Raw genomic sequence first — 21,212 nt, forward strand, 5'->3', positions numbered from 1 at the left:
TCCCACGGTCGTACACGCGGATCTCGCGGGATTTATACCCGCGCGGTGACGATATTCGGCCGCTATGGGACAAACTCTCACCGAGAAAATTCTCGATGACCACCTCGTCGAGGGCGAGCTGACGCCCGGCGAGGAGATCGGTATCGAGATCGACCAGGTCCTGACCCAGGACACCACGGGGACGATGGTGTGGCTGCAGTTCGAGGCGATGGGGCTGGACGAGGTCCAGACCGAGATCGCCGCACAGTACTGCGACCACCAGACCTACCAGTTCGACTTCAAGAACACGGACGACCACCGCTTCCTGCGCTCTGCAGCCGGCACCTACGGCGCGTACTTCTCTCGGCCCGGCAACGGTATCTGCCACAACGTCCACCGCGAGAACTTCGCGGCGCCCGGCAAGACGATGCTGGGTTCGGACTCCCACACGCCGACGCCCGGCGGGCTCGGCGAGCTCGCCATCGGCGCTGGCGGGATCGACGTCACCGTCGCGATGGGTGGCGCTCCCTACTACATCGAGATGCCCGAGGTCCACAACGTTCGCCTCGAGGGCGAGCTGCCCGAGTGGGCGACCGCGAAGGACGTCATCCTCGAGCTGCTCCGACGCCTCTCCGTCAAGGGCGGCGTGGGCAAGGTGCTCGAGTACACCGGTCCCGGCGTCGAGACCCTCTCCGCGCCCGAGCGGATGACGATCACCAACATGGGCACCGAGCTCGGCGCCACGTCGTCGATCTTCCCGACGGACGAGCGCACCCAGGAGTACCTCGAGAAGGTCGACCGCGCGGAGGAGTACGTCGAGCTCCAGCCCGACGACGACGCCGAGTACGCCGACGAGATCGTCGTCGACCTGTCGGACCTCGAGCCGCTCATCGCCGAGCCCTCGATGCCCGACAACGTCGTCCCGGTTCGCGAAGTCGCGGGCCAGGACGTCGATCAGGTCATGGTCGGCTCGTGTACGAACGGCGCCTTCGCCGACATCCTCCCCGCCGCGAAGATGCTCGAGGGGCGCGAGGTCAACATGACGACCGAGATGATCGTCGCACCCGGCTCCAAGCAGGCCTCGGAGATGCTGGCCCGACAGGGCTGGGTCGCCGAGATGATGGCCGCCGGCGTCAACTTCTCGGAGGCCACCTGCGGTGCGTGTATCGGCATCGGTCACGTGCCCGCCTCCGACTCCGTCTCGCTGCGCACCTTCAACCGCAACTTCGAGGGTCGCTCGGGCATCGAGGACGACAACGTCTACCTCTGTAGCCCCGAGGTCGCGACCGCCGCAGCGATCAAGGGCGAGATCGTCGATCCGCGAGACCTCGCCGACGAACTCGGCGACCTCGAGGACCCAGGCTTCGAGCTCCCCGAGGAGTACGACGGCTCCAAGGCCGACCTTATCACCCCAGACGAGGCCCCCGACGACGGGCTCGTCAAGGGCCCCAACATCGGCGACGTGCCGATCAAGGACGCGCTCGACGCCGACATCGACGGCCCCGCGATCCTCAAGATGGGCGACAACATCACGACCGACCACATCATCCCTGCGACCCAGGACATTCTGATGTACCGGTCGAACATCGACAAGCTCTCGGAGTTCACCCTCTCCCGCGTCGACGACACCTTCGCCGACCGCGCGGCCGCCGCCGACGGCGGCTGGCTCGTCGCCGGCGAGAACTACGGGCAGGGCTCCTCCCGCGAGCACGCCGCGATGTGCCCGATGTACCTCGGCATCGAGGGCGTCCTCGCACAGAGCTTCGCCCGGATCCACCGCGCGAACCTCTTCAACTTCGGGCTCGTCCCGCTCCTCATCGACGAGGAGACCTACGAGAAGATCGAGCAGGGCGACGACATCGCCGTCGTCGACGACGTCCACGAGGCGGTCGCCTCCGGCCAGGAGGAGTTCACCATCCGCGTGAACGACGACTGGGAGGCCACCGCTACCCTCGACGCCTCCGAGCGCGAGCGCGACATGCTCGCCGCCGGTGGCAAGCTCGCATGGACGAAGGAGCAGGCGCAGGGCGGCGACAGCCCCGCGCCCGCTGACGACTGAGTTCCGGTCGCTTCTGTGCGGACCTTTTTATCTGATGCCTCGGCCAGAAGGTGACGTGCTACGGAGTACTATTACATCGATTATACCCATTACACCTATTACGTTAGGGTGGGAAACTCCGCCTGTGCCGATCCGCATCGACCGCTTCGACGAGGACGACGAAGCCGAGTTGCGCGCCGAGGGGCACACGAACGCCGAGATACTGCTGTCCTTCCTTTCAGCAAACGCCGAGCAGGCGTTCACCCCCAAGGAGATCCACGAGGCGACGGAGATCCCTCGCGGGAGTGTCGGCGTGGTTCTTTCACGGCTCGAAGATCGGGAGCTGGTTCGCCACCGCGGCGAGTACTGGGCAATCGAGCCCGACGCCGACGTCGACGTGACGCTCGCCGCCATGTCGACCGCCCGAACTGCGTCGGATCGGCTCGGTCCAGAGGACCCGGACGACTGGGGCCCTGGCGTCGAGACGGACTCGTAGATGACGAACCGACGTGGAGAGGTCTGGTGGGGGCCAGCACCACACAAATCTTCTCCGTCCTATCGACCGTGGTTGATCGTCAGCGACGGTACTACGCCGTTCGCCGACGTCGAGGCGGTCGCGCTCGCGATGACGACGCAGGACCACGACGCGGGTATTCCAGTGCCAGAGACTGCATGGATTCGCGGTGGATCACGCACGGATGCGTTCGTCTCACCGTGGTACGTCACGACCATCAAATACCGAGATCTCGATGATCGACAGGGAACGCTCGACGGCGACATTGTCACGAGCGCCGTGGAACGCCTCCACGAGTTCGTACCGGAAGAAATCGAGTAACGGCGGACGGGCCCTCGCCAGACTATAAGCGGTCAGTTCGGTCAGTGGGCTGTTCGAGACCCCCGCCCTCACTCCTCCAGCGCGTCCTCGTACGCCGGACGCCGGTAGAGGAAGACCAGGTTAGCGACGATCAGCGTGGCGACCACCACGATCACCGCTGCGCCGATCCGACCGACGGTCGTGTTGGTGGTCGCCCACGCGACCAGGAGCCCGATCGCGGTTGCGATCCCCGCGGTTCGCTGGAAGTCCACGAACCGCTCGCTCCGGGGGCGGGCCTCGTGGTAGACCCATCCCTCGCCGGCGCCGGCGGAGCCGTCGACGACGAGGAAGACGCCCGTGCCGATCCCCGCGCCGATGGCGAGCGCGTAGCGGAACGCCAGGAGCTGTCCGAGAGCAACGGTGAGTCCGGCGGCCAATCCGATCCCGGCGACCGCTGCGGCGAGACGACGGAGCACGCCGTTGGCTCCGGCCGATCGGCAGGTAACTGTTCTGGTCCCGCTCGCGCGGCGTCGTTCCTGGAGCGATGCCGGTGCGTGACACCGCGCGTCGCCGCCCGCGCCCGCGGATCACTACCCTTTTGACCCCGCTGGCGATACGATTCCCCAATGGGACGCCGCAAGAAGATCGTGGAACAGTGCGAGCGGCTGATGGACGATCCGGAGCAGATCCGGAACATCGCCATCGCCGCCCACGTCGACCACGGCAAGACGACGCTGACAGACAATCTCCTCGCTGGCGCTGGCATGATCTCCGACGACACCGCCGGTGAGCAGCTTGCGATGGACACCGAGGAGGACGAACAGGAGCGCGGCATCACGATCGACGCCGCGAACGTCTCGATGACCCACGAGTACGAGGACGAGGACTTCCTCATCAACCTCATCGACACGCCGGGCCACGTCGACTTCGGCGGCGACGTCACCCGCGCGATGCGCGCCGTCGACGGTGCGCTCGTGGTCGTCGACGCCGTCGAGGGCGCGATGCCCCAGACGGAGACCGTGCTGCGACAGGCGCTTCGCGAGGGCGTCAAGCCCACGCTGTTCATCAACAAGGTCGACCGCCTCATCTCCGAGCTCCAGGAGGGGCCCGAGGAGATGCAGGAGCGGCTCCTCGCCGTCATCCGCGACGTCAACGAGCTGATCCGCGGGATGACCGAGGAGATGGACGACATCACCGAGGACTGGACGGTCTCCGTCGAGGACGGCACCGTCGGCTTCGGCTCCGCCCTCTACAAGTGGGGCGTTTCCATGCCCTCGATGCAGCGGACCGGCATGGACTTCGGCGACATCATCGACCTCGAGCGCGCCGACAAGCGCCAGGAGCTCCACGAGCGAACCCCGCTTTCCGACGTCGTGCTCGACATGGTCTGTGAGCACTTCCCGAACCCCGTCGACGCCCAGCCCCACCGCATCCCGCGGGTCTGGCGCGGCGACGCCGAGTCCGAGCTCGCCGGCACGATGCGTGACGTCGACCCCGAGGGCGAGGTCGTGTTCATGGTCACCGACATCGGCGTGGACCCCCACGCCGGCGAGATCGCCACCGGGCGCGTCTTCTCCGGGACCCTCGAGGAGGGCCAGGAGCTCTACGTCTCCGGAACTGCGGGGAAGAACCGCGTCCAGAGCGTCGGGCTGTTCATGGGTGACGAGCGCGAGGAAGTGGATCGCGTGCCAGCGGGGAACATCGCGTCCGTGACAGGTCTCCCCGACGCGATCGCCGGCTCGACGGTCTCCTCCGTCGAGATGACGCCCTTCGAGAGCGTCGACCACATCTCCGAGCCCGTCATCACGAAGGCCGTCGAGGCCAAGAGCATGGACGACCTGCCGAAGCTCATCGAGACGCTGCGCCAGGTCTCCAAGGAGGACCCGACGATCCAGATCGAGATCAACGAGGACACGGGCGAGCACCTCATCTCCGGGCAGGGCGAGCTCCACCTCGAGGTCCAGACCCAGCGCATCGAGCGCAACCAGGGTATCCCCGTCAAGACCGGCGAGCCGATCGTCGTCTTCCGCGAGGCGCCCCAGCAGCCCACCGGTGGCGAGGTCGAGGGGATCTCCCCGAACCGCCACAACCGCTTCTACATCTCCATCGAGCCGCTCGACCAGGACGTCATCGATGCGCTGAAGAAGGGCGAAGTGTCGATGGACATGCCCGAGCTCGAGCGCCGCGAGGCGCTCCAGGACGCCGGCCTCGACAAGGACACCTCCCAGAACGTCGAGGAGATCCACGGCGCCAACATCTTCATCGACGACACGAAGGGGATTCAGCACCTCAACGAGACGATGGAGCTCGTTATCGAGGGCCTCGAGGACGCCCTCGACGAAGGCCCGCTCGCCGGCGAGCCCGTCGAAGGGTCGCTGCTCCGGCTCCACGACGCCCGGCTCCACGAGGACACCATCCACCGCGGACCCGCACAGGTCATCCCCGCGGTCCGCAACGCGGTCCACCGCGCGCTGATCCACACCGAGATCCGGCTCCTCGAGCCGATCCAGGAGGTCCGGATCGACGTGCCCAACGACCACATGGGCGCCGCCTCCGGCGAGATCCAGGGGCGTCGTGGCCGCGTCGACGACATGTACCAGGAGGGCGACCTCATGGTCGTCGAGGGCGTCGCGCCCGTCGACGAGATGATCGGTTTCTCCAGCGACATCCGCTCCGCGACCGAGGGCCGCGCGTCCTGGAACACCGAGAACGCCGGCTTCCGCGTGCTGGCCGACAACCTCCAGCGCGAGATCATCGGCGAAATCCGCGAGCGCAAGGGCATGAAGGAAGAGCTGCCCGAGGGCGTCGACTACATCTAGAGCCCACTTTTTTCGAGTCGGGTTTCCTCGGTCGCGCTTCGCGCGACCTGCGGGAACCCTCCTCGAAAAAATCTGGACCAAAAAAAGATCGGTGGCGAGCGGAGCGAGCCACCGGGGAACCGCTCGCTTCGCTCGCGGACGCTCATTGAGGTCCGGCCTCTCTACCGCACGCTACGACGAACAGCGTCGCAGCGGTTGCCAGGTCCCAGTGCTCAGGACCCCTCGCTCACGCAGTACCCGTTCCCGGCGCGATCTTCCAGCACAGTCCAGGTGAACGTCTCCCCGTCTAGGTCGAACAACGACTAAGTGCCGTGCGTTTATTCGTCGAATTATTGTGGCTGAAAGTGATGACAAACAGCCGGCACAGTCCGCCGGTCACGACGATGCGGCAAGCGCCACGACGGACCGACGGCCCCGTCCGGACGGTGGCATCCACCTGCGAACTGGCATGGGTGGCATTCTCGGAGCGATCACGTTCGGCCTCGCCGTCTTCGGCGTGCTGGCTGTTGGTGCGATGGCGACGTCGCTCCTCGGCACGTCGTTGCTGGACTCGCGGTTTACGCTGGGATCGATCCAATTCACTGGCGGAAACACCGATCAACCGCTGTTCTGGGCGGCGTTCGTTGCGTACACGAGGATCTTCCAGTCCGGTATCCTGCTTGCGATCGTGCTCGGCATCTATCTGGCACAGTCGGCCGATACTGGCGGCGTCGCTGCGGTTCGAAGTGCCGCCGCGAACGGCCTCGGCGTGGGACTCACGTTCGTCGTGCTGTCCGGGCTGCTGGTGACCACGGGAGCTGAAACGAGTCCGGACGTCGTCGATCTCCTCGAGCCAGCCGCTGCCGTGACCGTTGGAGCGATCGTCGCCGGTGCTGGCGCTGGCTACGCGACTGTCGCGCTGCGAGAGAACTGATCCCGGACACTCCTCGCGACGCTTCGTCGAGGAGAGATGTAGTCGACAGCGCAGCCCGTTACTCGTCCTCGCCTAGCCGTGCGTCCTGCTCGATGACCTCCCGCGTGCGGTCGGTCGGGACGGAGACGCTGATCTCCTTCGTCCGGCCGTAGCGGCCCTTGGAGACCACGACGGCGTTGACGATTCCTAGCATGTCGAGCTCGGAGATCAGGTCGGTGGCGCGGCGTTGCGTGAGCGGATCGAGCCCTGCCTCCTCGGCGAGCGTGCGGTAGACGTTGTAGACCTCGCCCGTCGTCACGCGCGATTCGCCGTTCTCGTCGAGATCGATGATCGAGAGGAGGACGAGCTTGGACTGGGTCGGGAGCGTGCGAACGGCCTCGACGATCCGATCGAGTTCGATCTTGTCCTGGGCGCGTCGGACGTGCTCGTCACCGACGCGATCCTCGCCGTCGCGCTCGGCGAACTCGCCGGCACAGCGCAGGAGGTCGAGCGCGCGTCGCGCGTCGCCGTGTTCCTGTGCAGCGAAGGCCGCACACAGCGGGATGACGTCCTGCTCGATGACGTCCTCGCTGAACGCAATCTCCGCGCGCTGGTCGAGGATGTCCGAGATCTGCTGGGCGTCGTAGGGCGGGAAGACGATCTCCTCCTCGCCTAGCGAGGACTTGACGCGAGGGTCGAGGAAGTCCGTGAACTTGAGGTCGTTCGAGATGCCGATGATCGAGACTTTCGAGCGCTCGAGTCCGGAGTTGATCCGCGAGAGGTTGTACAGCGTGTCGTCGCCGGACTTCTCGACGAGCTTGTCGATCTCGTCGAACATGAAGACGAGCACGCGTTCGTAGAGGTCGATCGCCTCGAAGAAGGACTGGTAGACCCGGTCCGTCGGCCAGCCGGTCATCGGGATCTCCTCGGTCGTCTCCGTGTATGCACGAAGCTCCTCGATGCGATCGCGGACGGCCGCGAGATCCTCGTACCCGAGCTCGTTGGCGCGCTCGACGTTGACGGCGTCGACGATGGCGGTCAGCTCGGAGATGTCGTCTTCCGCTCGTTCGAGGTTGTCCTCGATGAACTCGTTGCCGAGCTGTGCGAGCACGCGGTACTGGGTGTCCGTGACCTCGCAGTTGATGTACTCGACCTCGCAGTCGACCTCGTACTCGGAGGCGGAGCGTTCGAGCTCCTGGCTGACGTACTTCGCGCTCGCGGTCTTGCCCGTCCCCGTTTTCCCGTAGACGAGGATGTTCGACGGCGTGTCTCCCCGCAGCGCGGAGACCAGCACCGTCGCGATGTCGTTGATCTGGGTGCCGCGGTGGGGCAGTCGGTTCGGCGTGTAGGAGGGCCGAAGCACCTCCTTGTCCTCGAAGATCCGCTCGCCGGCGAGCAGTTCGTCGAAGAGCCCGTCGCTCGCTGGCTCGTCGGTATCGTCGTCGATATCGTCGCCAGCCTTGCGTCCGGTCGCGAGGGTGCCCCGCCCCTGCTCGTCCTGGGGCGCGTCGCTCGCGCCGCCGTCGGGCGTGCCGGTCCGCTGCTCGTCGGACCCCTGCTGGCCGAGCGACTCCTCCGACTGCTCACCGCGGTCGCCGACACGGTCGGCGTGGTCGGCGTCCTCGGGCTCGTCCGTCGCGGAAGCGTCGTTCTCGTTCATTCCTGATCCCCACAGCCGCCCCCAGCGGAGGCGAACGGTCCGCCGTCCGGTGAATTGTACGGTCCAGATTTCGCCGGACGTCCCGCAAAGTGCACACCGACGAGCCATGCACACCAGGGTGATAAGCGTGTTCGTCCGTGGTCGAACAGGTCCGATCGCTGAGGTGGTTTGGGGCCACTACCGAACCCTTCGAAGACTGCCAGTTCGGTACAGTAAGCTACGCCTTCCTCGCAGCGGCGATCGTTCAGCGCCCGTGTCGGCCGGTTCGATAGGCTGTGACGTAGCACCGTCGGCGTGCTGAGTAACTCGAACCACCGGGGTGACAACAAGCATTTAACGACTCCGGGGCTACCCTCCGAGGACTGATGGCCCAGGGCAGCAACGCCGAGTGGATCGTGCCCACCACGGACGCGCGGTCGCTCCCGGTTGTCGAGCTCCTGACGGGCAGGGGGTTCGTCTCCGGGAAGTCCGGGAGTGGCAAGTCCAACACCGTCGGCGTCATCGCGGAGGAGCTGCTCGAGAACGGCTACAACTTCCTCATCGTGGACACGGAGGGCGAGTACTACGGGCTCCAGGAGGAGTACCAGCTCCTCCACGTCGGTGGCGACGAGTTCGCCGACGTCCGCGTCGGCCCCGATCACGCCGAGAAGCTCGCGGAGATCGGGCTCGAGCGCAACGTCCCCATCATCCTCGACGTCTCGGGGTTCGACGACGTCGACGAGTCCCAGGAGCTGATCAAGCGGACGATCGAGGAGCTGTTCCGTCGCGAGAAGAAGGTCCGCAAACCGTTCCTGCTCGTCGTCGAGGAGATGCAGGAGTACCTCCCACAGCAGGGCAGCGGCGGCGAACTCGGTGAGATCCTCGAACGCGTCGCCAAGCGCGGCCGCAAGCGCGGCCTCGGCATGTGCGGCGTCTCCCAGCGCCCCTCCTCGGTGGACAAGGACTTCATCACGCAGTGTGACTGGATGGCCTGGCACCGGCTCACCTGGGAGGCCGACGTGAAGGTCGTCTCGAAGATCATCGGCTCGGATCGCAAGGAGGCGCTCACCGACCTCGATCCGGGGGAGGCGTTCCTCATGACCGACTGGGACGACACGATCGAGCGCGTCCAGTTCCGGCGCAAGCACACCCACGACGCCGGTGCGACCCCCGGGCTCGAATCCTACGACCGTCCGGACCTGAAGACCGTCGGCAACGACCTCATCCAGGAGATCGAGTCCTCCGAACAGAGCAAGGCCGAAGCCGATGCGAACGCCGAACGGGCCGAACCCGAGCCCGAGACAGGCAGTCTCGAGGACCTGACGCTACCCGAATCGACACCCGACGCCACGACCGAGACGGAGGAGGCTGGCGGGACTGGCGACGGGGCTGCGGACGGGGATGCGGCCACCGATTCCGGCGAGGTCGAGGGGCCACCGGGCTCGCCGATCGAGACTCAGCCAATCGACGTCGACGGGGACGAACCGGAGGAGGCCGTCCAGCGTTTGCAACAGCGCAATCGCGTGCTCGAACGGGAGGTCGAGGAGCTCCGAACGCTCCTCCAGTCGATCGAGCCCGACCACGAACACGCCGCTGATCACGCCGACCAGCCGTCGTTCGCGACCGCGGCCGACGGCGACGGCTCGACCGCCGCCACCAGCGCCACTGGCGCCGGCGGGAGCACCGGCGACGCCAGCGGCACGGCAGACGACGCCGGAGGGGTGCCCTCGCCCAGGAAGTCGACGCCTCCGACCCCGGCCCGGGATTCCAAACAGACGACGCTGGCCGGCTCGGGTACTGATGGCGCGTCGGCGTCGACGCCGACGGCGCCGCGACGACCGACGCCGCCGGAACGGCCGGCGAACCGGAGCGGGCTCGCCGGCGTCATCCTCGAGTTCGGCGAGATGATCATCTACCTCCTCAAGTCGACGAGCTACCGGCTCCGGCTGGCGTGGTACTCGCTCCGGAAGAAGCTCGCCTGAGACGGCATACTGCTCGCCCGTCGCCACCTTCCTCGCGATCGGTTCGTCCCGCAGCGTCCAGCGCCGCAGCCGATCACCGCGAGTAGCTCGCGGCCGGTGCGCGCCGGCAGCAGGTGGCCGCCAGCCGCCGCCCCGCGCCTGCCAGTGGCGAGCGACCGCCGATTCACTCGTTTAATTCGGCTTAATTGGGGTTGAGTCGCGCTGAGGCGCTGGAACTCGTGGTCAGCGCCTGACCCCCTCTTTATCCCCTGGCCACAGGGGTCGGATGCGATGATCGGACGCAAACTGCTCGCGGTCGCCCTGGCGGCCACCCTGCTCGTGGGTGGCGTCGCTGCCACGGGCGCCGCCATGCCCCAGGACGCACCGCTCGCGAACGACGCCGCGCAGAACGGCCACGCGCAGGACGAGGCCGACGCGGCGGCGGATAGCGCGGACGACGAGAACGACAGCGCCGCCGAGAACGATTCCGACAGCGTCGCTGGACACGACGGCAGTGCAGCCGAGCACCGCAACGGCAGCGCGCCCGACCACGCCGGCCCGGACGGCGAACAGGGCCCGCCCACGGACATGCCCGAGCAGGTGCCTGACCACGTCGTCCAGATCCACCAGACGATCACCGAGTTCCTGAACGGTACGATCGACGATCTCGGCACCGCGATCTCGGATATCGTCGGCGTGGAGGATGACGCCGACGACGAGGAGAGCGACGACGATGCCGAATCCGAGAACGACGCCGACGAAGCGGACGACGCCGAGGAGGCCGACGACGCTGACGACGGCGACGACAGCGAATCGGACGCCGACGACGACGCTGACGAGGAAGAGTCCGAGGACGAAGAAGCAGACGACGATGACGACTCGGACGATAGCGACGACGCCGACGCGTAACGCCTCCGATCGACCCGCGAGGGCCCGTCACGGTGCGGTTCACGTTCTCAGCTGACGGTGCGGCCCTCCTTTCCGTCCGCTCACAGTGACGAGCGACAGCGTCGAGAAAACCGTGCGAAGGTCGCGAAACACCTGCAGTACCGGGAATCAGGGCGCCGTTACCGCACGCGCTCGCCCGGCACCGCGTCCTCGTAGGTCGTCAGCAGGTCGGCCTGTTCGCCCGCAGCAAGCACCATGCCGTCGGACTCGACGCCGAACAGCTCCGTGGCCTCGAGGTTCGCCATCACGACCACCTTCGTGCCGGGCAGTTCGTCGACGTCATGGAGCTGTTTCAGCCCGGCGACGATCTGTCGGGTCTCGACGCCGATGTCGACCTCGAGCCGGACGAGTTCGTCGGCACCGTCGATCCCCTCGGCGGTCTTGATCCGTCCGACGCGGAGGTCGAGCTCCTGGAACTCCTCGAAGCTGATCCGGTCCTCGAGGACTGGGTCGAGATCGTCGGCCGCTGAGGCCTCGGTGTCGCCGTCCGCGGCCGCCTCGGCATCGCCGTTGGCTCCGGACTCGGCATCGTCGCCGGCCCCGGAGTCGGCCGCTTCCCCGTCCTCGCCGCCAGCCGACGCGACCCGGTCCTCGAGCTTCGCGTCGAGCTCCTCGACGCGCTCGTCCTCGACGCCCTCGAACAGCTCGCCGGGCTCGTCGAACTCGTCGGCCGGCGGCTCGAGGGCGGCCTCGACGCCGACGTCGTGGACGGAGCCGTCCTCGCCGAGCTGGGCCCAGAGATCCGCTGCCTTCCCGGGCATGACCGGCTCCGCGAGCACGGCGCAGGCCTTCGAGAGCTGGACGCAGTCGTAGATGACCTGGGCAGCGGCGTCGGGATCGTCGTCGACGAGCGACCAGGGCTCGTTTCGCTGGATGTACTCGTTGCCGAAGCGCGCGAGCTCGACCGCGGCGGTCCCGATCGCGCGCACGTCGTACTCGTTGACGGCGTCCTGGAACGCCTCGATGGCATCCTCAATCTCGCCCTCGACCTCCTCGGAGACGGAGGCGTCGGGCGTGCCGTCGTAGTTTCGGAATGCGAAGAGGGTGCCGCGGTAGCAGAAGTTTCCGAGCGTGCCGACGAGCTCGCCGTTGACGCGATCTGCGAACTTCGACCACGCGAAGTCGATGTCCTGCTGGAGGCCGCCGTTGGTGGTCAGGTAATATCGCAGGAGGTCGGGATGGAACCCTTCGTCGAGGTACTCCTTCGCCCAGATGGCACGGTTCCGGCTCGTCGAGAGCCCCTTGCCGTTGATCGTGATGAACCCTGTCGCACAGACCGCTCGCGGGGTGTCGTAGCCCGCGACGTGGAGCATCGCCGGCCAGAATATCGTGTGGTGCTGGATGATGTCCCGGCCGATGACGTGGATTATCTCGCCGGCCACGCCGCTCCCGTCGCCGGCGTCACCGTCTCGCTTGCTGCCTTTCCAGGCGTCCTCCCAGTCGTACTCGTCGGCGCCGACGCGTTCGGAGTACTGCTTCGTCGAGGAGATGTACTCGATCGGTGCGTCCACCCAGACGTAGAGGACCAGCTCCTCCGCGTCGCCGTCGTCGCCCTCCGCTGCGGGATAGTCGATCCCCCAGTCCATGTCCCGGGTGATACACCAGTCCTGGAGGCCCTCCTCGATCCACTGCCGTGGTTGGTTCCGGGCGTTGTCGGTGCCCTCCAGTCCATCGAGGAACTCGGTGAGGAAGTCGGCGAGCGTCGAGACGGTGAAGAACTTGTGCTCGCGCTCGCGGTACTCCGCCGGGTTCCCGGTGACCGTCGAGACGGGGTCCTCGATCTCGCCCGGTTCGAGGTGGCGGCCACAGCCCTCGTCGCACTCGTCGCCGCGGGCCTGCTCGCCGCAGTAGGGGCAGGTCCCCTCGACGTAGCGATCGGGGAGCGCCTGGTTCTCCTCGGGATCCCAGGCGACCTCGATGGTGCGCTCCTCGACGTACCCCTCGGCCTCGAGCGTGCGGACGATTTCGCGGGTCAGCTCCGTGTTGGTCTCGTCGTGGGTGTGGCCGTAGTTGTCGAAGTCGACGTCGAACTTCGGGAAGGTCTCGGCGTACTGCTCGTGCCACTCGAGGGCGAACTCTTCCGGATCGACGCCCTCCTTCCATGCGTTGACGGCGACCGGCGTCCCGTGCATGTCGGAGCCGGAGACGTAGGCGGACTGCTGGCCGATCCGGTTCAGCGCGCGGTTCAACGCGTCCGCGGCGGTGTACCCGCGGAGATGGCCGATGTGCAAGTCCCCGTTGGCGTAGGGAAGCCCGCAGGTGACGACGGCAGGCTGGTCCGTCGGGAAGTCCTCGCTGCTCATGGTCGATGCTGTGGCCTGGCGACCCTAACGGTTTCCGTTCGCGTTCTGGGGTTGGTATTGGGTCGAGTTGGGCTGTGACAGAAATCGGTACCGCAACAGCCACCTTGGAAGCCCTCCCGCTCGCGCCCGCTCGCTCGCTGCGCGTGGTTCGAAAGACCCGAAGCGTCTTTCGTCATCACGAGAGAGCTTCGCTCTCTCGAACGACTTCGTTCGGTCGCGCTACTCCCTCACTGCAGTGCTTGCCTTCGCGAGCGAACGCGACCCGTCACCGGGGGACCGAAGGTCTCCCGAGCAGACGGACGTAGGCCGTCAACGGCCCCTTCCAGTCCCACCCATAGATACAATCGAATCGCACGACGCCACGTGGGGAGTCGCGGTTTCACCCCGTGGGCGGAGCGACTGGCTGGCTCCCGCCGGAATCCAATCGCGTTGAAGCAGACCGTGGATCATCTGCGCACAGTAGTTGATTATCTAACCATTCACTTTGTACTGCAAATCTTTTTGTGAGAGTGTGCCCTTCGACCAGCCAGGAGGATGTCTACGCAGCCGTCCACACCCGACGCCACCGCACCGCCCGTTCCCGAGCAGGTCCCCTGGCAGCGACAGGCCTGGGCCTTCGCACAGCGCCACCTCCGGGCGCTCGCGCGGAGTCCGATGGTCCTCTTCCTCGCGGTCGGCTGGCCGCTCGCGTGGTACGCACTGACCGTGGTCGTGTTCTTGCCCGACGACGCCGGCCCGCTCTCCTTCGGCGCAACCGCCGTGAGCTACGCGCTGTTCGGTGCGTTCACGGTCGTCGTCGCGGTGTTTGCCGGGGCGTTCGCCGGCGACCTCGACGGCGGGCGCTACCGGAAGTTCCGCTCGCTGCCGATCGCGCCGAGCGCCGACCTCGCGGGGAGGTTTCTCGCCGGACTCGTGCTCGCGGTCGGCTCCTACGTCGCGGTGATCGGCGTGGCGTTCGCGACCGGCGCCCGCTTCGAGCCCCGCATCACGGCACCGGGCGTCCTCCTGCTCACGCTCGTCGCGTTTTGCGTGGTCGCGCTCGCGCTCGCGCTGGTCCTCGGAGCGATCGTCTCGAAACCCGAGTACATGACCACGATCGCCGTCGTTGCCGCGCTGATCGCCTACTACGTCACCGGGTTCAACGGGATCCAGCCCGGGATGATCGCCGAGGACGCGTGGTTCGTGAACGTGCTGCCGAACTCGCTGACGACCCGGATGCAGATCTACGCGCTGTTCGACGCGGACTTCGCCGACTCGGGAATGATCCCGCCGGAGTTCCCCGTCGGGATCGAGTATCTCGCGCTGACGGCCGGCTACGCCGTGGCCCTGTTCGGCGGATCGATCGCTCTCGTCCGCCGCGTCGCGTACGGAGGTGATCCGCTGTGACCGCTCACGACGGGGAGTCGACCGGCCCGATGGAGCGGATCGCGAGCGCCCTCGACGCGGCGGCGAGCCGCGGGACCGACGAGAAGGACATCGAGAACGGGACCGGGGCTGCCCTAGCGAGCGACGCCGACGGGGCCGCTACCGACCGACCGACCCTCGTCGCGCGTGACGTCGGGCTGTCGATCGGCGACCAGCGGGTGCTCGACGGCGTCGACCTGCGAATCGACGACGGCGAGATCGTCGTCCTCATGGGCCCCAACGGCGCCGGCAAGTCGATGTTCCTCTCGGCGTGTGCCGGTGCGCTCGCCCACGACGACGGCTCAATCGAGTACTTCGACGCCTACGAGCCCCGCGCGGCCCGGGGGCTGTTCAGCGTCGCGATCCAGGGCGACGTGGCGGATCCCGACCTCACTGGCGCAGAGAACTGCGAGTTCTTCACGCAGCTCCATCCCGCCGGGACCGACGACTGGCGCCGGCTCGCCGATCGCCTCGAGCTGTCGGCGGATCTCGATCGGACGGTGGCCGACTACTCCGGCGGGATGGCCCGGAAGGTCGAACTCGCGAGCGCGCTGAGCGCCGACGTCCCCTGCTTCCTGCTCGACGAGCCCGCGGCCGCGCTGGACCTCTCGATGCTCCGGGTGCTCCACGACGAGTTGCTCTCCCGCCGCGACGACGGGGCCTCGATCCTCCTGACGAGCCACACGCCGCTGGACGCCCAGATCGCCGACCGGCTCGTCTTCCTCCGCGACGGGCGGGTCTTCGCCGACGGAGCGCCCGACGCCCTGCTGGACGGTCTCCCGCCGGTGCTCCGCGTTCGGGGTGCCGTGCCCGACGACGACCGCTTCGTCGGCGATCGGGCGTTCGGCCGCGGCGACGAGGTCCGGGGATTCCTCCGCGAGGAGGCGGCCATCGAGGCGATCGAGGCCGAGCTGCCCGACGACGCGCTCGTCGAGATCGACCCACCCTCCTTCACGGACCTGTTCAACTACTACGCGTATCTCGCGGGCGAGGAATCGACCGACGTGGACGGCACGTCGGCGACCGGTGCGGCGATGGCCGCCGCGACGGCGGATCCGAACGATGACGTGGCTGGCCCCGCTGCCCCCGAGCAATGACCGAGGACGATCGACGGGCGGGCGACCCGTCCGGCGGCGGAGAGCAGGTCGATCCCGACGCCCTCCGCGAGGATCTCGACGCGATCAAGTCCGCGATGGGGCTCGAGCAACGCTACCCCGGCCAGGCGAAGATGTGGCTGATCTACGGTGCCGCGATCGGGCTCGCCTCGATCGTCACCAACGTCGCGTTCGCCGTCGACATGCCCAACGCTGGCTACGTCGGGATCTGGTTCGCGCTCGTCGCGGTCGTGATCGCGGCGCAGTGGCGACTCGTCTCGCGAACCTCCGCCGGCTCCGCCCCGGGCGTCGACTGGCGCCAGCTGTTCGGCGCGATGGTCGTCGCACTGCTGGCGCTCTGGACGGCGCTCGGTGACCTGATCGCGAACGCTGCGATCGAAGGACCAGAGCGGGGCGCCCAGTACTTCAGCCACGTACTGGTCTTCCTGGGGCTCACCTTCCTCGTCGTCGGGATCGTGCTCGGCGCCGAACGGATCGAACGCCGCGATCGCCTGCCCTTCTACGTCGGCGGTGCGTGGATGCTCCTCCTGGCGGCGTTCATCCCGCACGTCCGGGCACTCCAGCTCGGCGGGTGGGCCATCTTCGGCGCGCTCTTCGCGGTCCACTCGCTGGCTGCCTACCTCGTGACGAGGGAGTAACGATGGAGCTGGACGAACTGGTCCACCAGCCGACGCGGCTGCGGATCTTCGCGTATCTCTACCGCCACGGCGCGGCGACCTTCCCGGAGCTGCAGGAGGAACTCGAGGTTACGGAGGGGAACCTCTCGAGTCACGCCCAGACCATGGAGGATGCGGGCGCGCTCGCCGTCGAGAAGGAGTTCGTCGATCGCAGACCGCGGACGACCTACCGGCTGACCGACGACGGGGAGGCCCTGTTCGAGGAACACGTCGCGACATTGGAGTCGCTGATCGACGGGCTCGAGGAGTGATCGCCGCCGGGATCGCTACGGTGCGCCGTCTCCCTCCTCGGTGCTGGCCTCCTGTGCGTACGCCTCGATCGTCTCCCGCGACACGTGGGTCAGCACGCTCTTCGCGGTCGCCTCCGGAACGATCGGCGGTGCGCAGTCCGCCTCCTCGGCTTCGAGCCACCGCGGGACGCAGACGCACCAGCGATCGCCCGAATCGAGACCGGGGAAGTTCAGTTCCGGCTGGGCGGACCGGAGGTCGTTGCCCTGTGCGGCCGTGTACTCCAGAAACTCCTCGGTCATCACGGCGCAGATCTCGTGCCGCCCGGCGTCTGCAAGGATATCCCGGCAGTAGCCGTCGCGTTCGTAGCCCGTCTCGGGATCGAGACTGCAGGGCGTCAGCGGCTCGCCGTGGACGTTCAGGTCCTCGGAATCGCTCATGCCGGGGACTGTGAGATCCGGACGGAAAGGTGGGTGGATCGGGAACCAGGATCGCCACGACAGCCGAGCTGCCGGATTGGGGCGCTTCGTGAACCGAACAGAAGTACGGGTTCGTTAGTGAGTAGTGCGGTGCTGTGCGGTGCGGTTGCGGTCAGCGCAACCGTACGACGGCCGGAGGCCGCGGTTTTACTCCTGCGAGCGGAGCGAGCAGGAGGTCTTTTTCATGAACGTTTTTGCGAGGAGGGTTCCCGCAGCGAGCGCAACGAGCGAGGGAACCCGACTCGCAAAATGGTTCACATGTAGCCGAGATCCCGGAGTCGCTCCATCAGGTCTTCTTTGTCCTGGGCGCGGCCGGCGCGCTCGGTGGTGTCTTCGAGGTCCTGCAGCCACGCGGGGTCCTCGGTGGTCTTCTCCGTGGAGACCTCGCTGCCGAGCGAGCGGAAGCCCTTGACGTACTTCGGCGAGATCGGAATGTCCTCCCACTCGACGCCCTCGGGGAGGTCGTCGGCGTCCTGGGGGACGTGACCCTCGTCGGGGAAGGCGGGCACGGTGTCGGGGACGACGTAGTGCCAGAAGGCGTCCCACACTGCGCGTTCGTCGAACTGCAGGATCGGCTGGATGCGGTCGTGCGGGGGGTAGATGTCGGGGTCGTGGCGCGCGCTGAAGAACGTCTCGTCGGCGCGGGCCTCCTGCTCGTCCCAGCGGACGCCGGAGATGACGCCGTCGATGTTCTCGGACTCGAGGGCGTCGTTGAGCGCGACGGTCTTGAGCAGGTGGTTGCCGACGTAGGTGTCCAGCAGGAACGGGAACTCCTCTTCCTCGTACTCGAGGATGTTCCGGACGTGGTGCTGGTTGTGCTCTGACAGCGCGTCGATCGGGATGTCGTCACCGGGCTCGAGCCCCTCGGCGTCGACGTACTCGCCGACGTCCTCGTTGCGGGCGTAGACGACGTCGAGATCCCACTCCTCGGCCCAGTGATCGACGAAGTCGTGGATCTCGTCGAAGTGCTGGTAGTGGTCGATGAACACCGCCTGGGGCACCTCGAGGTCGTACTTCTCGGCGACCTCCTTGATGAAGTACAGCGTGAGCGTGGAGTCCTTCCCGCCAGTCCACATCACCGCGGGGTTGTCGTAGGATTCGAGCCCCTCGCGGGTCACGTCGATCGCCTTCTCGATCTTCGCCTGCAGGTTCGGGTAGTCCTCGGGGTCCTCGCCGGCGCCGTCCTCGTAGTCGACGTCGACCTCGGGGACTGCGGTCGTGCTGTCGGACATCGTGTAATGAGATATAATTACGCTGGGCAAAATGCCTTACGTGATCGATTCGGCAGGGGCACGGTGCGCAAATCACGGGCATGCGGCCGGGGCCGCCGGGATCGATCGGCTGCACTGTCGCGTCACGTGGACAGCCAGGCCCAGTGTCGTGGGGTGAGGAAGTCAGGCCGTTGCCGAGCCATCGGAACAGCCGGCCGCTGTCGAGTCGCAAGGGCAGTCAAGCCCGCTGCCGAACCGCCGGGCGGCTCGTCCGCGCCGAAGCTTTAGGACCGGTCGGCCCGATCCCGCCTGCGTGAACGTCTTCGTCATCGACGTCGACTCGCTCCGGCCGGATCACCTCGGCGCGTACGGGTACGAGAAGCCGACGAGCCCGCGCATCGACGAGTTCGCGGCGGACGCGGTTCGCTTCGACCGGGCGTACGCCGCGAACTCGCCGTGCATGCCGTCCCGCGCCGCGTTGCTCTCCGGCAGGCACGGCGTCAGTAACGGCATCGAGACTCACGGCCCGCGCTCGCAGGTCCTCTCGTCGCCAGCCTCCTGGACGGACTACGATGGCGATATCTTCGACGCGGCGCCCGCCTATCGCACGCTGCCGGAGCTCTTCTTCGACGCCGGCGAGGCCGCCGTCGCGATCTCGTCGTTCCCGCGCCATCCCTCGCCGTGGTTCTACCACCTCTGGACGGATTTCCACCATCCCCGCGAGCCGACGCGGGGCGGTCCCGGCGAACCAGGTGAGATCGAGAACTTCCAGACGCCCAGGGGCGAGCACGTCGCCGACCTCGCGATCGAGCGGCTGGACGACCTCGCCAGGAGCGGCACCGCCGACCGGGCCCTGGGTGACGGCCTCTTCTACGTCCAGTTCTGGGATCCCCACGCACCGTATCTCCGCAGCGACGAGGAGGTCGAGCCGTTCCGCACTGGCGAGCTCCCGCCCTACCCGACGCGGGACCAGATCGACGAGCACCACGAGTGGGATCGCTGGCGGAGCGCCGCCGACCCCGACCTCGCCCACTCGCTCCGTCACTCCGACTACGACAGCGTCGAGGATCGCGAGGCGCTCGGCGAACTTCTCGCTCACTACGACGCGGAGATCCGCTCCGTCGACGCGCATATCGGTCGCTTCCTCGACGAGCTCCGGGAGCGCGGCCTGTACGACGACGCGCTGATCGTCCTCACAGCCGACCACGGCGAGGAGTTCGGCGAACACGGCTGCTATCGAGAGCACTGGAGCACCCACGACGGGACCCAGCGCGTCCCGCTGCTCGTCAAACCGCCCGCGGACGCGGGAGTCGATGCCGGCATTCGCGGTACCGCCAGCGACGCGCTCGTGACGAACGTCGACCTCGCACCGACGATCGCCGCGTTCGCGGAGCTCGAGGCGCCCGGCGCGTGGCAGGGCAGCTCGCTCCGCCCCGTGCTCGACGATCCCGGTGCCGACTGGCGTGACCGGATCGTCGTCGATCACGGCCTCTACACCGCCCAGCGCGCCGTCCGGACCGACCGCTGGAAGTTCGTCCGCACGTACAACGAGGGCGCCTGGGAGCTGCCGGAGCGCGCACTGTTCGATATGGCGGCCGATCCCTGGGAGCAGGAGAATCTGGTCGCCGAACGTCCCGAGGTGGCCGCCGAGCTCGAAGAAGCACTGGCCGTCTGGGTCGAGGCGCACGTCGGCGAGGAGGGCGACGAGCTCCGCGAGGTCGCGCGAACCGGTCCCGCCGGCCTGGAGCTGTATCAGTAACCACGTCGCTCGGTCGAAACCGGTTTTTGGGAGGGCCCCAAGGCAGCCCCATGGCAGGCGAGGCGGTCACGGCGTTCGTCCCCGGCCACGTCACCGGCTTCTTCGCCGTCCACGAGGGCGAGAGTCCGATGGCCACCGGCTCGATCGGTGGCGGGCTCACCCTCGCCGACGGCGTGACGGTCACCGTCCGGACCGGCGAGCGCGAGACCTACCTCGACGACGCGAGCGCGCCGATCGCGCCGGTCGAGCGCGTCCGCGAGGCGCTGGACGTCGACGCGACGGTGCTCGTCGAGAGCGCGCTCCCGCCGGGCTGTGGGTTCGGCGTGTCCGGCGCGGCGACGCTGGGCACCGTGCTCGCGGCGGCGAAGTGCTTCGAGCTGGAGTACTCCCTCAACGAGCTGATATCGCTGGCCCACGGCGCAGAGGTCCGGGCAGGCACTGGCCTGGGAGACGTCGTCGCGCAGGCTCGTGGGGGAATGGTCCTCCGGACGGAGCCCGGCGCGCCCGGCGAGGGTGCTCTCGACGGGATTCCCGCCCGCGAGACCGTCGAGTATCTCGCGATGGACGAGCTCTCGACCGCGGAGGTGCTGGACGGCGAGACGGACGCGCTGAGCGAGTTCGGTCAGCAGAGCCTCCAGATCGTCCGCTCGGAGCCGACCGTCGAGACGTTCATGCGCGCGTCGCGGCGGTTCGCGCGCGAGACGGAGCTACTGACCCCGCCGGTGATCGAGGCGATCCAGGAGGCCAACGAGGCCGGCGGCGACGCCGCGATGGCGATGCTCGGCGAGACCGTCTTCTGTCTGGGTACCGGCCTCACCGACGCGGGCTACGACGCCGAGCGGACGGAGATCGACCCGGCGGGGGCGAGTTTGCTTCCGTAATTCGGTGGGGTTCTCGTCACTGTTTTTTTTCGCCACCGACGGTCGCGAACGACGGGTTCGTAATA

18 protein-coding genes are annotated in these 21,212 nt (G+C 67.5%); 13 read left to right on the plus strand and 5 right to left on the minus strand.

Translation table 11 applies throughout. The annotated features are described in order from the left end of the window. The first annotated feature begins 64 nt into the window (after positions 1–64). The 3 genes from ACZ5KP_RS10020 to ACZ5KP_RS10030 all read left to right on the plus strand — a co-directional run bounded on the left by ACZ5KP_RS10020 (position 65) and on the right by ACZ5KP_RS10030 (position 2,852). On the plus strand, positions 65–2,038 hold the full coding sequence (locus tag ACZ5KP_RS10020; RefSeq protein WP_460921863.1) for an aconitate hydratase: 1,974 nt from the start codon (positions 65–67) through the stop codon (positions 2,036–2,038). A 124-nt stretch (positions 2,039–2,162) separates the two neighbouring features. Then, positions 2,163–2,513 (plus strand): MarR family transcriptional regulator, encoded by a 351-nt coding sequence (locus ACZ5KP_RS10025; RefSeq protein WP_460921861.1) that lies wholly within the window; start codon positions 2,163–2,165, stop codon positions 2,511–2,513. Further along, positions 2,514–2,852: a type II toxin-antitoxin system PemK/MazF family toxin gene (locus ACZ5KP_RS10030; protein WP_460921859.1), complete on the plus strand. Its 339-nt coding sequence runs from the start codon at positions 2,514–2,516 to the stop codon at positions 2,850–2,852. It begins immediately after the preceding gene. Between the two features lie 68 nt (positions 2,853–2,920). Here ACZ5KP_RS10030 and ACZ5KP_RS10035 read toward each other — a convergent pair whose 3' ends face one another. Beyond that, the gene (locus tag ACZ5KP_RS10035; RefSeq protein WP_460921857.1) at positions 2,921–3,307 is read right to left on the minus strand and encodes a hypothetical protein; all 387 of its coding nucleotides are present in this window, start codon (positions 3,305–3,307) and stop codon (positions 2,921–2,923) included. Positions 3,308–3,457: 150 nt separating this feature from the next. Between ACZ5KP_RS10035 and ACZ5KP_RS10040 the strand changes: the two genes are divergently transcribed. Continuing rightward, positions 3,458–5,650, plus strand: coding sequence for an elongation factor EF-2 (locus tag ACZ5KP_RS10040; RefSeq protein ID WP_460921855.1), 2,193 nt, complete (start codon positions 3,458–3,460; stop codon positions 5,648–5,650). Positions 5,651–5,984: 334 nt separating this feature from the next. Then, the gene (locus ACZ5KP_RS10045; protein WP_460921853.1) at positions 5,985–6,563 is read left to right on the plus strand and encodes a hypothetical protein; all 579 of its coding nucleotides are present in this window, start codon (positions 5,985–5,987) and stop codon (positions 6,561–6,563) included. A gap of 58 nt (positions 6,564–6,621) precedes the next feature. Here the strand turns inward: ACZ5KP_RS10045 and ACZ5KP_RS10050 are convergent, their stop codons facing one another. Next, positions 6,622–8,202: a Cdc6/Cdc18 family protein gene (locus ACZ5KP_RS10050; RefSeq protein WP_460921851.1), complete on the minus strand. Its 1,581-nt coding sequence runs from the start codon at positions 8,200–8,202 to the stop codon at positions 6,622–6,624. Positions 8,203–8,567: 365 nt separating this feature from the next. Between ACZ5KP_RS10050 and ACZ5KP_RS10055 the strand changes: the two genes are divergently transcribed. After that, positions 8,568–10,163: an ATP-binding protein gene (locus tag ACZ5KP_RS10055; protein ID WP_460921849.1), complete on the plus strand. Its 1,596-nt coding sequence runs from the start codon at positions 8,568–8,570 to the stop codon at positions 10,161–10,163. 270 nt (positions 10,164–10,433) lie between these two features. Further along, positions 10,434–11,051, plus strand: coding sequence for a hypothetical protein (locus ACZ5KP_RS10060; RefSeq protein ID WP_460921847.1), 618 nt, complete (start codon positions 10,434–10,436; stop codon positions 11,049–11,051). Between the two features lie 158 nt (positions 11,052–11,209). Here ACZ5KP_RS10060 and metG read toward each other — a convergent pair whose 3' ends face one another. Next, positions 11,210–13,393, minus strand: coding sequence for a methionine--tRNA ligase (gene metG, locus ACZ5KP_RS10065; RefSeq protein WP_460921845.1), 2,184 nt, complete (start codon positions 13,391–13,393; stop codon positions 11,210–11,212). Positions 13,394–13,927: 534 nt separating this feature from the next. On the opposite strand from metG, the gene ACZ5KP_RS10070 reads away from it, so the two are divergent. From ACZ5KP_RS10070 to ACZ5KP_RS10085, 4 genes are read left to right on the plus strand one after another with little or no spacing between them, the layout of a single operon-like run. Next, positions 13,928–14,779, plus strand: a complete 852-nt coding sequence (locus tag ACZ5KP_RS10070; protein ID WP_460921843.1) for an ABC transporter permease — start codon at positions 13,928–13,930, stop codon at positions 14,777–14,779. After that, the gene (locus ACZ5KP_RS10075; RefSeq protein WP_460921841.1) at positions 14,776–15,894 is read left to right on the plus strand and encodes an ATP-binding cassette domain-containing protein; all 1,119 of its coding nucleotides are present in this window, start codon (positions 14,776–14,778) and stop codon (positions 15,892–15,894) included. The genes ACZ5KP_RS10070 and ACZ5KP_RS10075 overlap by 4 nt, the downstream gene beginning before the upstream one ends. Continuing rightward, complete coding sequence (locus ACZ5KP_RS10080; protein WP_460921839.1) at positions 15,891–16,550, plus strand: hypothetical protein; 660 nt, start codon at positions 15,891–15,893, stop codon at positions 16,548–16,550. The genes ACZ5KP_RS10075 and ACZ5KP_RS10080 overlap by 4 nt, the downstream gene beginning before the upstream one ends. 2 nt (positions 16,551–16,552) lie before the next feature. Next, on the plus strand, positions 16,553–16,840 hold the full coding sequence (locus ACZ5KP_RS10085) for a winged helix-turn-helix domain-containing protein (protein ID WP_460921837.1): 288 nt from the start codon (positions 16,553–16,555) through the stop codon (positions 16,838–16,840). 15 nt (positions 16,841–16,855) lie between these two features. Here the strand turns inward: ACZ5KP_RS10085 and ACZ5KP_RS10090 are convergent, their stop codons facing one another. Both ACZ5KP_RS10090 and ACZ5KP_RS10095 read right to left on the minus strand, forming a co-directional pair. Then, complete coding sequence (locus ACZ5KP_RS10090; protein ID WP_460921835.1) at positions 16,856–17,257, minus strand: DUF2237 family protein; 402 nt, start codon at positions 17,255–17,257, stop codon at positions 16,856–16,858. 293 nt (positions 17,258–17,550) lie between these two features. Further along, on the minus strand, positions 17,551–18,528 hold the full coding sequence (locus ACZ5KP_RS10095; protein WP_460921833.1) for a phosphoadenosine phosphosulfate reductase family protein: 978 nt from the start codon (positions 18,526–18,528) through the stop codon (positions 17,551–17,553). 292 nt (positions 18,529–18,820) lie between these two features. On the opposite strand from ACZ5KP_RS10095, the gene ACZ5KP_RS10100 reads away from it, so the two are divergent. Further along, positions 18,821–20,266, plus strand: a complete 1,446-nt coding sequence (locus tag ACZ5KP_RS10100) for a sulfatase family protein (protein WP_460921831.1) — start codon at positions 18,821–18,823, stop codon at positions 20,264–20,266. Positions 20,267–20,316: 50 nt separating this feature from the next. Then, complete coding sequence (locus ACZ5KP_RS10105; protein ID WP_460921829.1) at positions 20,317–21,147, plus strand: pantoate kinase; 831 nt, start codon at positions 20,317–20,319, stop codon at positions 21,145–21,147. Positions 21,148–21,212: the final 65 nt, after the last annotated feature.

The organism is Salinarchaeum chitinilyticum, from assembly GCF_055390775.1.

Coding starts and splice junctions, on each gene's coding strand:
- ACZ5KP_RS10020 (WP_460921863.1), top strand. CDS start 65: ATGGGACAAACTCTCACCGAGAAAATTCTCGATGACCACCTCGTCGAG.
- ACZ5KP_RS10030 (WP_460921859.1), top strand. CDS start 2,514: ATGACGAACCGACGTGGAGAGGTCTGGTGGGGGCCAGCACCACACAAA.
- ACZ5KP_RS10040 (WP_460921855.1), top strand. CDS start 3,458: ATGGGACGCCGCAAGAAGATCGTGGAACAGTGCGAGCGGCTGATGGAC.
- ACZ5KP_RS10050 (WP_460921851.1), bottom strand. CDS start 8,202: ATGAACGAGAACGACGCTTCCGCGACGGACGAGCCCGAGGACGCCGAC.
- ACZ5KP_RS10055 (WP_460921849.1), top strand. CDS start 8,568: ATGGCCCAGGGCAGCAACGCCGAGTGGATCGTGCCCACCACGGACGCG.
- ACZ5KP_RS10060 (WP_460921847.1), top strand. CDS start 10,434: ATGATCGGACGCAAACTGCTCGCGGTCGCCCTGGCGGCCACCCTGCTC.
- metG (WP_460921845.1), bottom strand. CDS start 13,393: ATGAGCAGCGAGGACTTCCCGACGGACCAGCCTGCCGTCGTCACCTGC.
- ACZ5KP_RS10070 (WP_460921843.1), top strand. CDS start 13,928: ATGTCTACGCAGCCGTCCACACCCGACGCCACCGCACCGCCCGTTCCC.
- ACZ5KP_RS10080 (WP_460921839.1), top strand. CDS start 15,891: ATGACCGAGGACGATCGACGGGCGGGCGACCCGTCCGGCGGCGGAGAG.
- ACZ5KP_RS10085 (WP_460921837.1), top strand. CDS start 16,553: ATGGAGCTGGACGAACTGGTCCACCAGCCGACGCGGCTGCGGATCTTC.
- ACZ5KP_RS10090 (WP_460921835.1), bottom strand. CDS start 17,257: ATGAGCGATTCCGAGGACCTGAACGTCCACGGCGAGCCGCTGACGCCC.
- ACZ5KP_RS10095 (WP_460921833.1), bottom strand. CDS start 18,528: ATGTCCGACAGCACGACCGCAGTCCCCGAGGTCGACGTCGACTACGAG.
- ACZ5KP_RS10105 (WP_460921829.1), top strand. CDS start 20,317: ATGGCAGGCGAGGCGGTCACGGCGTTCGTCCCCGGCCACGTCACCGGC.